Raw genomic sequence first — 14,406 nt, 5'->3', positions numbered from 1 at the left:
CAGGAGGCCGTATGGCTGACGACACGAATACAGCAGAGCGCGACGACTTCGAGAAGGTGTTCCCGCTCCCATCAGGGTGCATCCGCTGCGGCACTGGCTACGCATCGACCGGCTACAGCAATTGGGCCGCGCATACGCACTGCGAACGCTGGCAAGGATGGCAGGCCCGCGCCTCTCTCGCAGCAAGTGCCGCACCGCTGAGCTGTGGGCACCCCGCATCGATGATGCTCATGTCCGCAGAGACGGGCGATCCGCTCTATTGCGAACTGTGCGACTCCATCGACCGTCGACGCGACGCCGAAACGAGTTGTGCAGAATTGCAGCAGCAATTAGTGGATATGAAGTCCATGAATGCCCAGTTAATCGACGCATTGAAAACGGTGCGCAGCCAAGAGTCAGACCTTTGGGCTCCGTGGCTGATCAAGCAGGTAGACGCGGCTATTGCAAAGCGCCCTATCGCTGAGCATGCAAACGCCTCTCTCGCAGCAAGTGCGGGGAGCGCCGAGATCAATGGGCAGCTCTACACGGCACTGAACAACCTGTTCACCCACCTTGGCATGGAAGGCTGCATCACCGCAGACCATGCGTTTGTGTGGGACGCGATGACCGCGCTCAAGCGCATCGACGGCGGTGTGCACCTAGACAATTTGGCTGTGCCTGTTGACCCTGACGCGCACCGTGACGACATGCTCGCAGCAGTGCAATTGCTTGAGGATGGCGAGTGGGCAGAGCACTTCGCCAAGACGCCCATTGGCATGCGCCTAGAGGAACAGATCACGAAGTTGCATGGCGAAATCTCCGCTAATGCTAGTGGTGAATCAATCCCTGATTGCCCAGTATGCGGGGACAACGCCAAGGTCTCATCAATCAGCGGGATGTGGCATTGCGAAAACTGTCACGGCAATCGCGCAGCAAGCGCGGGGAGTGAGCCGGTGGCGTGGATGTCCCGGCTACCGTCCGGCAGCGCGATCTTTGCAAGAACGCGTGAGTACTACCCCGATGCAGTGCCTGTGTACACCCACCCATCTCCCACAGAGGGAATGGTGGCAGTGCCAAAAGAGTTCATCCGCGCATTCAGCGACACAGCCCACAACTACCAATTAAGCGTAGAGCCTCCAGATCATTTCTCTGGCACAGAGGGTGACGCATTCAGGGCCGCATACGCGCGGTGCGGTGTTGAGCTGCTGCGACTTCGCGGCATCCTCATCGGCACCATTCCCGCATCTGAGGCAAAGGAGCTGTGATGACCGGGCAAAAGCTTCACTACGAAAACATGGGCGGGCTGCTTGTCCGCCGCGATGGCGTTTTGCGCTGGCGCTGCCCAGATTGCAAAGCCGAAGGTGAATCAAAACATGTGCTGCGCGTCTGCCCAAAGTGCAAGCAGCCAGACAAGAAGGAAACAAAATGACCACCCCCACCCAAGGCGAGCACGCCCAGACAGAAGCGCTGAAACATGCGGAAGGCCTCGAATGGTTTGCAGAGCGAGCACCAGGATTCGGGCTCGACCCATTGCCGCTAAAAAATACCGCTGCGTTCATCCGCCGCCTTCACGCCCAGGTAGCCGCACTCACAGCAGCGCTAGGGGTGCAGGCCGATCCAGTGAAAGACGAAGCGACCTGCCAGATGTGCGGAGAAAATCCATACCCAGGCTGCAACTCTGAGTTCCAAGACGAAGCAGCGTGCCGGTTTTACCACCCAGCCACCGCCCAGACAGAGCTGGCACACGAACTATTCGCAGCCGCACAGCTTGCCCCAGGCGAAGGCATTGAAGATGCTGTAAGCCGGATTGCTGCGGCACTCACGGCAGCCACCGCGCATCCAGCACCACAGGGCGTGGCCTATGCGGAGCTGCCTGAGCCCTCATACGAGGAGAGCGGCGACTCAGAAAATTACCGCCCAGCCTCGTACAGTGAGTACGACCTGCGCGACTTCGCAGACCGCACCCACGCCCTGCGCGCATCCCATGGGCAAGCACCAGCCGTGGCGATTGGCTGGGTGCACCCAGATTGGCGAGCAGAGCAAGGCCAAGGACGCATATATGGGCACAACCCAGGTGGATACGTGGCGCTTGCCCCCACGGCACCAGCCGCCCAGGCAGACAGCCAGCCAGCGCAGTACCCTTACTCAATCGACGAGGACCCGCAAGGCATCCGCGCAATGGTGGCAGATGCCATCACAGGTGCATTGGCATTTGGAGCGCAGGATGCAAATCCGCCGCCAGCGGGGCACTGGCTCGCGCCATTCTGGAATGCTGCAAGAACTGATCGCGCCCAGGCAGACAGCGTGCTGGCGGAGTGTGGCAACTGTTTCGAGGGCAAGTCAGACTTCGACCACGTATGTAAGAAGTGCGGCGGCTCTGGAAAAGTTGTAGACAGCGTGACGGCACCAGCGGGATGGCAGGCAGTGCCAGTCACGCCGACTTCGGATCAACTGAACGCCGCGTGCGAGCCTTTTCTGAACTGGCAAGCCAACTCAAAAAACACCGGCGGCCCCATTCAGTCACTTGGCGCTGCTATTTACCGCGCAATGCTCTCCGCTGCTCCCACCCCACCCGCCCAGGCGGCAGACAGCGTGCTGGAGGATGCGGCGCTATTGGACTTCATCGAGCAACATCCAGAAATGAGCCTGCGTCACCGAAAGGGCAAGTGGGCGCTTGTCGGGTTCACCAACTACGAGTACGAAATGCTGCCCAGCCTACGAGATGCTATTCGCGCAGCCCGCAAGCAAGGAGGCAAACATGACAACCACTGAACTACTCAGCTTGATGCGCCTGCTTTCCGCCATGGAAAGCGCAATGCTGGCATCGAAAATTGCGTTTCCTGACTATCTCAGTGATGAAGTTACGCGGCACACGGAGATTCTGGAGCGGGAAATCCTTGCAAGGAGCAAGCCATGACTGAGCAAACACAGCCCACGGATGCGGAACTGTGGGCCGCAATTGAGCGTTACGCCTCCGCTGTCGCAGGTCGGCAAGCGGGGTGTATTGGCGAATCTGTAGTGCATCCGGTCCGGCAAAAGCTTGAAGAGATGGTTGCAAAGTGGGGCACACCTGCAGGGGTGGGGCAATCGCTTACTGAAAGCTATGTGCAGATGGTGCCGGACAAGTGCGACCGCATCGTTTGGCGCAATCACTATTACCACCTGCCACTCACCACCCCGCAGCCCACCCAGGCGCAGGCCGGGGCGGTGCCGACACGGGCGTTCTTGGAGCGCACGCTTGCGGCAATGGAAGGCGTCATTGATGTGGCTGACCGAAAAACGGATGAGTTCGACGCGCTGCGGTCATGCGTGATTGACTTGACCTTGATGCTGTTCAAACCAGCGCAGTCTGGAAACACCGCAATAGTCAAGCAATCCTTGACACCTCCCGACTTCACCGAACTTGGCGCCCGCAAGCTGGCCGACTTGCTAGAGAAGGGATTCGTTATCACCGGCTACTGCTTTGAGCGGCAAGTGGAAGGAACACAGCCTCAGCGTGGGTTTGTTGACTTCGCTGGGTTTGTGGGGTGGTGGCGACCAGAGATGCAGCAACGCAAGCCTCTGACAGAGGAACAGCGCAATGCGATCTACGACAAACATTGCTTCATCGGAGATAACGGATGGGAGGTGAACTGGTGGCAGGTTGTCGACGAAGTAGAGAGCGCACACGGCATCACCGTCCATGGCGTGGCGGATATGAAAGGAGGACAGGATGTTGAGCGTGAATGACGTTAATGAAATGCTGATCTATACGCCGGAAACTGGTGATTTTGTTTGGCGCGTAAGTCGTGGCAAAGCGGTTAAAGGCGCAACAGCTGGCTCTATAAATAACAAAGGCTATCGCATGATATGCATTAAAGGAAAGTCATATCAAGCGCACAGGTTAGCGTGGTTTATCAAGCATGGAATATGGCCGTCACATGATATAGACCACATCAACAGAACCAAGGCTGACAATCGAATTTCTAACTTGCGCGAAGCAACTGCATCAACAAATATGCAGAACAGATTGGCGCAATCCAATAACACTTCCGGCTACCGTGGTGTCCATTGGCATAAGTTCACTCAAAAATGGGAAGCACAGATAAAAGTCGAAGGAAAGCTGAAATACATAGGAAGGTTTGACAAAAAGGAGGACGCTTATTCTGCATACCAGAATGCAGCCTATTTTTATCACTCATGCAACCCGCACGCAGCCGCCATCGCCCGCCTGGAGAAAGCACCATGAAGACCATCACCATCGAAGTCGAAGACGACGAAGTCCTGGTGGCGCTCAAGCGCCCGGAGGGCTACGACGATGTGCACCCGCAGCTCGTGGCAGAGGATGCGATCAAGGAATCGTGGCCCGAGTACCGCACTGTTTGGCCGAAGGAGGCACCATGACCACAATCCCAGAAGCCTGCATGGCATACACCTCCGTCTTTCAAACACTACGCCTTGAAATGGGCCTTGTGATGATCGTCGGAATCTTGATCGGAATTGCTGCAGCGCGGCTGCATTCAAGATAGGGCGGCACCATGACCCAACACACTGATTTGATTGAGCGGTTGCGCTGGGTTGGCGATAGCGTAGCCAATGAAGCAGCAACTGCCCTGGAAGCGCAGGCGCGGGAGATTGCCGAACTCAAAGCCCAGGAGGCCGAGCTATGCACCCTGTACGGGCTGGCTCAGGCTGAGTGCAAGAAGCTGCGCAAGGATGCCGCCCTTGTGGCTGCGCGAGCGCGGGAGCGGTGTGAGAAGGCGGTGGAAAACTCGTCGTCGTGCTTTACGTCCGATCAGGCGTATATCAAGAAACTCGCTGTTGCCGCTATCCGCGCCCTCAATACCGAAGGAGAAGGAAATGACAGACCGTGAAATGCTGGAGCTGGCGGCTAAGGCTGCGGGGATATCTGGTGAGTGGGCGCGCTGGCATCAAGCCTATGGCGATGAGTGGGTAGAGGGTTTGAATTGCGGCGGGCGATTTCTTTGGAATCCACTTACCGACGATGGCGATGCGCTGCGACTGGCCGTGAAGCTTGGCTTCATAAACCCAGGTAACTGGCCTAATCCGGGTGGTATTGCTTTAGAAAATTGGGCAACTACCGGATCTGCTGATTGGTACACAGCCACCCGTCGCGCCATCGTCCGTGCAGCCGCCGAAATAGGGAAGGCCATGCCATGAGCAAACGCGCCCGTGACTACCGCGAAGCCTACGAGGCCAAGCACTACCCAGAACGCTGGGAGGCTACAGACTGGCGAAAAGAGCGGGATGAAGCCGACAAGCCACCACCGGAGCCGGAGGAACCGGAACCGATTCACACTTTTCACTAGCCGCCACTGAGCGGCTTTTTTATGGGAGAACGGAATGGATGACGAAATCAAGGACGCGCTCTACATGATCGAAGGAGATCCAGCACTGTCGTTGGTGAAGACGCACATTGCAGAGGTGCAGCGGGTACGCGCAGAAGTACGTGCGCTGGCAAACCTTTACGGCGCCGAACAGATCACCACCGACCGCATCACCGGCGTCCTGCGCGGCGTGATGTTCAAGCGAAACGAGCACCACGCCGACTTCAAGAAGCCCGACAGGCGCGGAGTGTGCTGGCCCAAGCGCAAGACGGAAGCGGCGGATAAGTTCGCGGCTCAGGTGGGTTACGCGCATCCAGAAGCAACTATCTCCAAAGCTTTCTCTGTACCTTTGACCCTCTGCCACAAAGGCCCCGACTCACAAGGGTGGACGCACATCGGCAGCATGCTCAATGCCTGCCGATTTCTCTACTTCGGCCCTGATGGTCCATACGCACTGTTGATCCCGGACGTTGCCGCACACATCGCCTATTACGAGGCGCGCGGCGAGACAGTCGAGGAAGCCTTTGACATGAACTTGCCCGGCTGCCGTCGCATCTTGCACGAGGAATGGGAAGTGATGGTCGCCCAGCACAACCTGGAAAAGAAACGCCAGGAACTAACCCCGGCCTAACCACACCGCCCCTCTAAGGGGCATTCTTTTTGGGGAACGATATGGATTTGGCATTCAAGGCAATGGAGTTCGCGAGGCGAGCTCACGCAAAGCAGGTGCGCAAGTACACGGGCAACCCGTACGTTGACCACCTTGCCGAAGTCGCTGGCATCGTCGCTACCGTAGACAGTAGTCAGGAAACATTGGCCGTTGCATGGCTCCATGATTGCCGGGAAGACCAAGGCGTAACCGGCGAGACTATCGAGGAACTTTTCGGGATGCGCGTGGCTGTCGGTGTGGCGCTGCTTTCTGATTTTGAAGTCGGCAACCGAGCAGAGCGCAAGGCTGCCTCTAGAGAGCGGCTTGCTGGCGCTTCTGGCTGGATTCAGACAATCAAGTGCGCCGACCTGATCAGCAACACCAGCAGCATCGTGATGCACGATCCAAAGTTTGCCGTCACCTACATGGCAGAAAAGCGCGCATTGCTTGAGGTGATGACCAAAGCAGACCCACTGCTGCGCTCGCTGGCCTACTCGCAAAGCAATTGGCCTGTTGCCTAACCACCCACCACCGCCTAACAGGCAAACACACCACACCAGGGCTCCGAGAGGGGCCTATTTTTTTTGGACCACTCATGTTCAAGAACCTCATCATCTATCGCATCGCTCCAAGCTTCATGGCAACCGTCGCTCAAGTGGAGGAAGCCTTGGCCAAGGCTCCATTCATGGAGTGCGGCGCCACGCAGGAGAAGTCTCTGGGCTGGACTCCGCCGCGCGGCGAGGCCCACGGCGCCATGGTGGAAAGCATTGGCGGCCAATTGATCGCCCGCTTCATGGTCGAATCCAAAGTGCTGCCCGGCAGCGTGCTGGCCCGCCGCGTGAAAGAAAAGGCCGAGCGCATCGAGCAGGAAACCGGCCGCAAGCCCGGCAAGAAGGAAAGCAAGGAGCTGAAAGACGAGGCCAAGCTGGACCTGCTGCCCATGGCCTTCACCAAGCAGGGATCGATGTGGGTGTGGATCGACACCACCTCGCGCCTGCTGGTGCTGGACACCTCCAGCCAGGGCCGCGCGGACGAAGTTGTCACCCTGCTGGTCGAGGCGCTGCCCGGCCTGTCGGTGTCGCTGCTGAACACCCAGACCAGCCCGCAGGCCGCCATGGCCCACTGGCTCAAGGAACAGGAGCCGCCCGGGGGCTTCACGGTGGACCGCGAGTGCGAGCTCAAGAGCACCAGCGAGGAAAAGGCTGTGGTGCGCTACGGGCGCCACCCTCTGGACATTGAGGAAGTCCAAGCCCACATCGATGCGGGCAAGCTGCCAACGCGATTGGCAATGACCTGGGATGACCGCGTGTCGTTCCTGCTGACCGATGGGCTGCAGGTGCGCAAGCTGCAGTTCTTGGACACGGTATTTGAAGGCACCAAGTCTGATGACGGCGGTTTTGACACCGATGTGGCGATTGCCACGGGCGAGCTGGTCAAACTGATCCCGGACTTGATCGAGGCGCTGGGCGGCGAAGTGGAGAGCGGTTTGGCTGGCTCTGGGGCCGGTGCGCCATGAAAGCCGGGATCGCCCGCATCTACTACGGCGGCCAGCCGGAACGAGAACACAGGAGAAAGACACCATGAACCCCGACCTCACAGACGACGATATCGACAGGATCTGTGCTGGACTATCCCAGAATGCCGCCAAAGTCCGCTACCTGCGCGGCCTTGGGCTGCGTGTGGATCAGCGCCCCAACGGCCGCCCATTGGTGGCGCGCGCAGAATGGGAGCGACACTACACTAGCCGACCCGCCTTGGAAACGGCAAAGGGCAGCGCCACTCCGCCCAGCAATGGGCCGCGCTGGAAAACGGCAGCAGCAGGATAGCCAACCATGGGACGAACACGCGACCGAGCCAGCGCTGCGGGCCTCCTGCCCAGAATGGAGGCTCGACTTTGGGCTGATGGAAAAACCATCACCTACCGTTACCACCCGGTGGGCAAGAAGCCTGTGAACCTTGGCACGGACAAGGCCACCGCGTTGCGCAAGGTGCTGGACATGAACGGCCAGCCTGACGGCAAGAACCCCATGGGCACGCTGCGCTGGGTCTGGGAAGACTTCAAGGCCAACAGCCCCAGGTGGAAGAAGTACGCCCAGGCCACGCGCGACGACTACGAAAGCGCATGGAAGCAACTGGACGACCGGCTGGGTCACATGCACATCGCGGAAATCGGTACAGCCATTGTGGCCCGATACATCCACGTCGAGCGCGCCGGTGCGCCACGCCGTGCCGACATTGAAAAGAGTTTGCTTTCCCGCCTGTTCGGCCACGGCATCAAGATCGGCGTCTGCACGGTGAACGCGACCGCTGGCGTTGAACCGCACGGGGGCGAGGCGCGCACGGTGGCGGTCGCCCCGGAAGTCCTGGCCAAGTTTTTGGCATGGGTGGAACAGCAGACCCCCCAGCGCCGCATCATCGGCATGGCCGCGGAATACGCCAGCCTTGCAGGCAACCGCAAAGTGGAGTTTCTGGATCTGTCGTGGCCCCAGATCGACGAAGCCGAGGGCGTGGTCCGCACCAAGCGGGCAAAGCAGCGCGGGAAGATGCGGGGCGAGGTGATCGAGGTGATCGCCATCACTCCCAAGCTGCAGGCCCTGATCGACCGCCTGAAGGTGCTACGTGCCCAGCGGGGGATCGACTGCCTGTATGTGTTCCCGACGCGCGACAACAACGCCTACACGGCCCGGGGGTTTAAAACCCTATGGCAACGGTGTGTATTGCTCGCGATCAAGGAGAAAGTGCTGTCCAAGGAAGACCGGTTCACGTTCCACGACCTGCGTGCGTACTACGCCACAGCGCACAAAGAGAGCCACGGCACCCTGCCCGACATGCACAAAAACAAGGAGACGACGGCCCGCGTTTACGACCGGTCCAGGACCGTCAGGCGCGAGGCCCTTTAGGCTGGATATTCCCACGCATGGGAATAAAGACAAAAGCCGCTACAACTTTTATAGCTGCAGCGGCTTTGTTTATTTGGGGTGGCTGATGGGGCTCGAACCCACGACAACAGGAATCACAATCCTGGACTCTACCAACTGAGCTACAGCCACCGTAGCTTTGTATTATAGCCTGGGATTTTGAGTCCCAAGACCAATTTGCTTAATTTTCTGCAGCGGCCTGCAAAGTGGCCGAGGGTCGCGGCGCTTTGATCTCTGCCTTGAAACGCTTCTTGAGCATCTCGTAATACGCCTGGCCTTCGGCCGAAGCCCACCACTGCATATATTGCTGCCGCTCCTGTTGCGCGCGCTGGCCCTCTGGAGCCGGCCGAGGCACCACACGGTTCACCTTGACCACGGCATAGCCCTCGCTCCCCAGGTCCACACCAACCCAAGCTGGGAGCGCGTCGGCTGTCGGCGCGTGCAACGCTGCATCAATCAGAGGGCGGGGCAGGTTCTGGGCCTGCTCACGCGAAATCTGGATGGGAGCACCCAGGCCGCTGGCGGTGGCCGGGGCCGCTTTCCACGCAGCCAGCTTGGCTTCGCCTTCCTTGCGCGCCAACTCAGAGGCTTTCTGCCCCACATACAGTTCGCGCACGCGGGCTCGCACTTCGTCCAGCGGCAGGGTTTTGGTCGGGGTGTACTGCACCACGCGGCCAGCAGCCAGTTGACTCGGGCCTATTTCCACGGCCTCGGTATTGCGTTTGTTCTGCACCGAATCCGAAGAGAAGAGTGCTTCCAGGAACTTGGGGTTGGCCAGTGGCCCCACCGCGCCAGGAGCTGGCGTGCGGGTGAGGCCAGACGCGGTCTGCACCTTGAGCTTGAGCTTGTCTGCCACCGGCTTGAGGCTGTCTGCCTGTTCATACACGCTGTTCGTGAATGACTCCGCCACCTCGGCAAACTTGCGCTGCGCCTGCTGCTGCTTGAGTTCGGCTTCCATGGTGGGGCGCAGTTCTTCAAAGGAAGGCTGGCGGGGTGCCTTGATGTCGGTCAGCTGGATGATGTGGTAACCGAAGTCGGTTTCCACCAAATCGCTGATTTCACCCTTCTTGAGGGCAAAGGCCGCGTCTTCAAACGGCTTGACCATGGCGCCCCGTCCGAAGAAATTCAGATCGCCACCTGCGGTGGCCGATCCTTTGTCGTCCGAGGCCTTCTTGGCCACATCCGCAAACGTGGCTGGCGCCTTGCGCACCTGGGCCAGCAGTTCCGTCGCACGTGCCTTGGCCTTCTCACGGTCGGCAGACGATGCGTCCTTGGAGGCATTGATCAGGATGTGGCTGGCGCGACGCTCTTCCTTGCCAGCCATGCGCGCAACGTTTTCCTTGTAGTAGGTGCGCAAGTCGTCCTCATTGAGGGTGATACCGGAACGCACGCTGTCGAGGTCCAGAACCACATACTCCACCGAAGCCTGCTCCATCTGAAGGAACTTTGCGGGATTTGCCTTGTAGTAGGACTCCAGATCTGCATCCGTGGGCGCAACCTTGGCAGAGAAATCTGCAGACTTGAAGCGCACCACCTGGATTTCTCGCTGCTCATAGAGCGGGTCCAGCGCGAGCTTGACCTGGGCATTGGTACTGAAGGCGGTACCCATCACACCACCAATGACCTGGTTGATCGACAGATCGCGGCGGACATTGGCCTCGAAGCCTTCCGGCGTCAAACCTTGCGTACCCACCAGGGCCCGATAGGCTTCTGCGTCCAGCGTACCGTCAGCGCGCTTGAGCCCTGCAATGGCTGGAATCTCCTGCAGACTGCGTGCCAGCCGCGAATCACTCGTCACCAGGTGCATTTCCTTGGCGGCAGCTGCCAGCACGCGGTCGCGCACCAGGCGCTCGAGCGTGGCGTAGCGGGCCTGGGGAGAGTCAAGAAGCTTGGGATCGACCGAGGGAGACTGCGCACGCATGCGGTCGGTCTCCATGCGATGGGCATTGTCCCAGTCAGTCTGGTTGATCTTGTCGCCATCGACGCGCGCCACCACTGGGCTCTTTTCAGAGAAGTAGTTGCTGTCAATGCCTACCAGCACAAACGATGGAATGATCAGCAAGAACAATAAGATCATCACGATCTTGGAGTGCTTGCGGATGGATTCAAACATGGTCGATCTTTCAGAAGGCAAAAAACAAAAGGCGAACTTGCGTTCGCCTTTGTTCGGTGGTGGTGGGTCCTGACGGTCTCGAACCGCCGACCTACTCCGTGTAAAGGAGCCGCTCTACCAACTGAGCTAAGGACCCCACCTAAACTGATCCTCAGTTCAAGGCATCTTTCAATGCCTTGCCAGGACGGAACTTTGGAACTTTAGCAGCTTTGATTTTAATCGTAGCGCCGGTACGGGGATTGCGGCCCGTGCGAGCAGCGCGTTTGCCGACCGCAAAGGTACCGAAACCGACGAGCGAAACGGTGCCGCCCTTCTTCAGGGTCTTCTTGACGGCCTCGATCGTGGATTCCAGGGCACGAGCAGCGGCGGCCTTGGAGATGTCGGCGTTGGTAGCGATGTGCTCAATCAGTTCGGTTTTGTTCACAAGAAGCCTCTCGGAAAAGAGTTGGTGGAATGTCTCGCGGATATCTGGTCTTCACACGTCCGAAAGCGCAGCCGGAGGCTGGTTGAAAACAGACGGGGGAATGACTGGCATACACAGCAGTGGCTGCTGCATCAGATTAAAGCCATCGAGTTTCCGGGTGTCAATACAACACGCTGGTTTGGCGCAGCGTTGGGGTGAATTCTAGTCGTATTTCACGCTGCGACAGGGCTTGTGGGGCGTTTTTGTCTCAAACACGCCGTATGGGCAGCACTCCGTATTGACACCCCAGTTCCGACAATGCAGCGCAGGCCACAGTCCCTCGCATTCATCCGAAAAACCACCGACGGGATGCGCGCGCCCCACTCCTGCTACTTCACACGCGCCCGGATTTCTGGCAATGCCTTTTGCAGGTAGTACACCATCGACCAGACCGTGAGCACAGCCGAGGCCCAGATGAGCCAGGTGCCCCACACGCCGGTATCGATGACACCGAACAGGCGCCCGTCATAGAGAAGGAAGGGGATGGCCACCATCTGCACCGTAGTCTTGACCTTGCCGATCATGTGCACAGCAACGCTCTTGCTCGCGCCGATCTGCGCCATCCATTCGCGCAGGGCTGATATGGCGATCTCGCGGCCGATGATGATGAGCGCAACGAACACATCGGCGCGCTGCAGATGCACCAGCACCAGCAGCGATGCACACACCAGAAACTTGTCGGCCACCGGGTCCAGAAAGGCGCCAAACGACGAGGTCTGGTTCAGTTTGCGGGCCAGGTAGCCGTCCAGCCAGTCGGTGGCGGCGAACACCACAAACATCACGGTGGCAATGAGGTTGCGCGTGGCCGGGTCCAGCGGTGCGTAGAACACCCCCACGATCAAAGGTATCGCGACGATGCGCGTCCAGGTCATCAAGGTGGGGATAGTCCAGAACATGGGTCGATTGTGTCACGGCAGGCGAGCAGTCCGGCCGGGGACTCAACGCAAGGCGCGATAGATCTCTTCGGCCAGCTCACGCGAGATGCCGTCCACGGTAACCAGGTCCTCCACACTGGCCGCAGCCACACCGCGCACCCCGCCAAAACGCTGCAGCAGCCGTGCACGCTTCTTGGGGCCCACCCCCGCAATTTCTTCGAGCTGACCACCACCCACCCGCACCTTGGCCCGTGCAGCGCGCATGCCGGTGATGGCAAACCTGTGGGCCTCGTCGCGGATCTGCGCCACCAGCATCAGCGCCGCCGAATCCTTGCCCAGGTAGACCTTCTCGCGGCCATCTGCAAACACCAGCTCTTCCAGGCCCACCTTGCGGCCCTCGCCTTTTTCCACGCCCACGATGCGGGTCAGATCCAGCCCCAGCGCGGTGAACACCTCGCGCGCCACGCCCACCTGGCCCTTGCCACCGTCGATGAGCACCAGATCGGGCAGGCGTGCCACACCTTTGGGCTTGGTGGGCTCTTCACCCCCGGGCGCGGGGTTGGCCGCAAAGTCGATGCCCCCAGCTTCGCGCGCGGCCTCGGCCACCTTGCTGTAGCGGCGCGTCAGCACCTGGCGCATGGCGGCATAGTCGTCGCCGCCCGTAATGCCTTCGATCTTGTAGCGGCGGTATTCGCTGCTCTGCATCTTGTGGTGATGGAACACCACGCACGATGCCTGGGTGGATTCACCCGCCGTGTGCGAGATGTCAAAACACTCGATGGTGAGCTGGTCCAGATCTTCGGGCGGCAGATCCAGCGCCTCGGCCAGGGCACGCGTGCGCGCCTGTTGCGAGCCCTCTTCGGCCAGCAGGCGGGCCAACTGCAGATCGGCGTTCTTTTGCGCCATGTCCAGCCAGGCGCGGCGCTGTTCGCGCGGCTGGTGGATGGCGGTCACGCGCACACCACTTTGGTCGCCCAGTGCCTCCAGCAACGCCTTGTCCACTGGTTCGCTGGTGACCAGCACCGGCGGCACCGGCACGCCGATGTAATGCTGGGCGATGAACGCTTCCAGCACCAGCACCTCGACACGGCGAATGGGCGCGGCCGGAGTATTCTCATCGGTGCCATCACCGACCTCTTCCTCGAACACGGCGGCAGCGTCTTCCACATGCACCGGGAAATACGGCCGATCTCCCAGATGCCGCCCGCCGCGCACCATGGCCAGGTTCACACAGGCGCGGCCGCCTTGCACGCGTATGGCCAAGATGTCCACATCCTTGTCGTCCGCAATCTCGATGGACTGCTGGTGCAGCACCCGCGACAGCGCCTGGATCTGGTTGCGCACATCGGCGGCCTGCTCAAATTCAAGCTTGTCGGAATGCGCCATCATCCGCACCTCCATGGCCTTAAGCACCTCCTGCGTTTCGCCGCGCAGCAGTGCCTCGGCATGCTGCACGTCGGCGGCATAGGCCTCGGGCGAGATCAAGTCCACACAAGGCCCAGTGCAGCGCTTGATCTGGAATAGCAGGCAGGGCCGCGTGCGGTTGGCAAACACCGTGTCTTCGCAGGTACGCAGGCGAAACACCTTTTGCAGCAGCTGGATGGTTTCCTTGACCGCCCAGGCGCTGGGGTACGGACCGAAATAACGGTGCTTCTTATCGACCGCACCCCGGTAATAAGCCATGCGCGGAAACACTTGAGCGGGCGCATTGCCGCTGGCCGTGGGCGTGCCTGTGATCTTGAGATAGGGATAGCTCTTGTCATCCCTGAACAGGATGTTGAACTTGGGGTTCAGCGTCTTGATGAGGTTGTTTTCCAGCAGCAGCGCCTCGGCCTCGGAGCGCACCACCGTGGTCTCCATGCGCACGATCTTGCTGACCATGTGGCCGATGCGCGTGCCGCCATGGTTCTTGGTGAAGTAGCTCGACACGCGCCGCTTTAGGTGGCGCGCCTTGCCTACATACAGCAGCGCGCCCTGGGCGTCGAAATAGCGGTACACGCCCGGCAGCGCGGGCAGCGCAGCCACCTGCGCCAGCAGTTCTTCGGAATGGGACATGGCGCGTATTGTGGCCCCGCGCGCAGC

19 protein-coding genes and 2 tRNA genes are annotated in these 14,406 nt (G+C 59.9%); 15 read left to right on the top strand and 6 right to left on the bottom strand.

Features of this window, described 5'->3' with window-relative positions:
* The first annotated feature begins 11 nt into the window (after nucleotides 1–11).
* The 15 genes from ACT89O_RS10125 (at nucleotide 12) to ACT89O_RS10055 (ending at nucleotide 8,855) form a co-directional block, all read left to right on the top strand.
* Entirely contained in the window at nucleotides 12–1,244 is a 1,233-nt protein-coding gene (locus ACT89O_RS10125; RefSeq protein ID WP_487262518.1) for a hypothetical protein, read from the top strand.
* Entirely contained in the window at nucleotides 1,244–1,408 is a 165-nt protein-coding gene (locus tag ACT89O_RS10120; RefSeq protein ID WP_487262517.1) for a hypothetical protein, read from the top strand. Before ACT89O_RS10125 ends, ACT89O_RS10120 begins: the two co-directional genes overlap by 1 nt.
* Nucleotides 1,405–2,751 (top strand): hypothetical protein, encoded by a 1,347-nt coding sequence (locus tag ACT89O_RS10115; RefSeq protein ID WP_487262516.1) that lies wholly within the window; start codon nucleotides 1,405–1,407, stop codon nucleotides 2,749–2,751. Before ACT89O_RS10120 ends, ACT89O_RS10115 begins: the two co-directional genes overlap by 4 nt.
* Nucleotides 2,738–2,896 (top strand): hypothetical protein, encoded by a 159-nt coding sequence (locus ACT89O_RS10110; RefSeq protein WP_487262515.1) that lies wholly within the window; start codon nucleotides 2,738–2,740, stop codon nucleotides 2,894–2,896. Before ACT89O_RS10115 ends, ACT89O_RS10110 begins: the two co-directional genes overlap by 14 nt.
* A complete protein-coding gene (locus tag ACT89O_RS10105; protein WP_487262514.1) occupies nucleotides 2,893–3,708 on the top strand; it encodes a hypothetical protein in 816 nt (271 codons plus the stop codon). The genes ACT89O_RS10110 and ACT89O_RS10105 overlap by 4 nt, the downstream gene beginning before the upstream one ends.
* On the top strand, nucleotides 3,701–4,207 hold the full coding sequence (locus ACT89O_RS10100) for an HNH endonuclease (RefSeq protein ID WP_487262513.1): 507 nt from the start codon (nucleotides 3,701–3,703) through the stop codon (nucleotides 4,205–4,207). The genes ACT89O_RS10105 and ACT89O_RS10100 overlap by 8 nt, the downstream gene beginning before the upstream one ends.
* On the top strand, nucleotides 4,204–4,362 hold the full coding sequence (locus tag ACT89O_RS10095) for a hypothetical protein (RefSeq protein WP_487262512.1): 159 nt from the start codon (nucleotides 4,204–4,206) through the stop codon (nucleotides 4,360–4,362). The genes ACT89O_RS10100 and ACT89O_RS10095 overlap by 4 nt, the downstream gene beginning before the upstream one ends.
* Before the next feature lie 134 nt (nucleotides 4,363–4,496).
* Entirely contained in the window at nucleotides 4,497–4,832 is a 336-nt protein-coding gene (locus ACT89O_RS10090; protein WP_487262511.1) for a hypothetical protein, read from the top strand.
* A complete protein-coding gene (locus tag ACT89O_RS10085; RefSeq protein WP_487262510.1) occupies nucleotides 4,819–5,139 on the top strand; it encodes a hypothetical protein in 321 nt (106 codons plus the stop codon). Before ACT89O_RS10090 ends, ACT89O_RS10085 begins: the two co-directional genes overlap by 14 nt.
* A complete protein-coding gene (locus ACT89O_RS10080) occupies nucleotides 5,136–5,288 on the top strand; it encodes a hypothetical protein (protein WP_487262509.1) in 153 nt (50 codons plus the stop codon). The genes ACT89O_RS10085 and ACT89O_RS10080 overlap by 4 nt, the downstream gene beginning before the upstream one ends.
* A gap of 34 nt (nucleotides 5,289–5,322) precedes the next feature.
* Complete coding sequence (locus ACT89O_RS10075) at nucleotides 5,323–5,937, top strand: hypothetical protein (protein ID WP_487262508.1); 615 nt, start codon at nucleotides 5,323–5,325, stop codon at nucleotides 5,935–5,937.
* A 41-nt stretch (nucleotides 5,938–5,978) separates the two neighbouring features.
* Complete coding sequence (locus tag ACT89O_RS10070) at nucleotides 5,979–6,476, top strand: HD domain-containing protein (protein WP_487262507.1); 498 nt, start codon at nucleotides 5,979–5,981, stop codon at nucleotides 6,474–6,476.
* Between the two features lie 74 nt (nucleotides 6,477–6,550).
* A complete protein-coding gene (locus ACT89O_RS10065) occupies nucleotides 6,551–7,471 on the top strand; it encodes a recombination-associated protein RdgC (protein WP_487262506.1) in 921 nt (306 codons plus the stop codon).
* Between the two features lie 64 nt (nucleotides 7,472–7,535).
* Nucleotides 7,536–7,781: a hypothetical protein gene (locus ACT89O_RS10060; protein ID WP_487262505.1), complete on the top strand. Its 246-nt coding sequence runs from the start codon at nucleotides 7,536–7,538 to the stop codon at nucleotides 7,779–7,781.
* A 54-nt stretch (nucleotides 7,782–7,835) separates the two neighbouring features.
* On the top strand, nucleotides 7,836–8,855 hold the full coding sequence (locus ACT89O_RS10055; RefSeq protein WP_487262504.1) for a tyrosine-type recombinase/integrase: 1,020 nt from the start codon (nucleotides 7,836–7,838) through the stop codon (nucleotides 8,853–8,855).
* Between the two features lie 74 nt (nucleotides 8,856–8,929).
* Here ACT89O_RS10055 and ACT89O_RS10050 read toward each other — a convergent pair.
* The 6 genes from ACT89O_RS10050 to uvrC all read right to left on the bottom strand — a co-directional run bounded on the left by ACT89O_RS10050 (nucleotide 8,930) and on the right by uvrC (nucleotide 14,379).
* A tRNA-His gene (locus ACT89O_RS10050) sits at nucleotides 8,930–9,005 on the bottom strand.
* 49 nt (nucleotides 9,006–9,054) lie between these two features.
* The gene (locus ACT89O_RS10045) at nucleotides 9,055–10,986 is read right to left on the bottom strand and encodes a SurA N-terminal domain-containing protein (RefSeq protein WP_487262503.1); all 1,932 of its coding nucleotides are present in this window, start codon (nucleotides 10,984–10,986) and stop codon (nucleotides 9,055–9,057) included.
* A 60-nt stretch (nucleotides 10,987–11,046) separates the two neighbouring features.
* Nucleotides 11,047–11,122, bottom strand: a tRNA-Val gene (locus ACT89O_RS10040).
* Nucleotides 11,123–11,137: 15 nt separating this feature from the next.
* On the bottom strand, nucleotides 11,138–11,410 hold the full coding sequence (locus ACT89O_RS10035) for an HU family DNA-binding protein (RefSeq protein WP_008906675.1): 273 nt from the start codon (nucleotides 11,408–11,410) through the stop codon (nucleotides 11,138–11,140).
* Between the two features lie 368 nt (nucleotides 11,411–11,778).
* On the bottom strand, nucleotides 11,779–12,345 hold the full coding sequence (gene pgsA, locus ACT89O_RS10030; RefSeq protein ID WP_055400785.1) for a CDP-diacylglycerol--glycerol-3-phosphate 3-phosphatidyltransferase: 567 nt from the start codon (nucleotides 12,343–12,345) through the stop codon (nucleotides 11,779–11,781).
* A gap of 42 nt (nucleotides 12,346–12,387) precedes the next feature.
* Nucleotides 12,388–14,379: an excinuclease ABC subunit UvrC gene (gene uvrC / locus ACT89O_RS10025; protein ID WP_487262502.1), complete on the bottom strand. Its 1,992-nt coding sequence runs from the start codon at nucleotides 14,377–14,379 to the stop codon at nucleotides 12,388–12,390.
* Nucleotides 14,380–14,406: the final 27 nt, after the last annotated feature.

This window comes from Acidovorax sp. NN32, from assembly GCF_057597245.1.
This window is presented reverse-complemented; position numbering and strand designations above follow the sequence as displayed.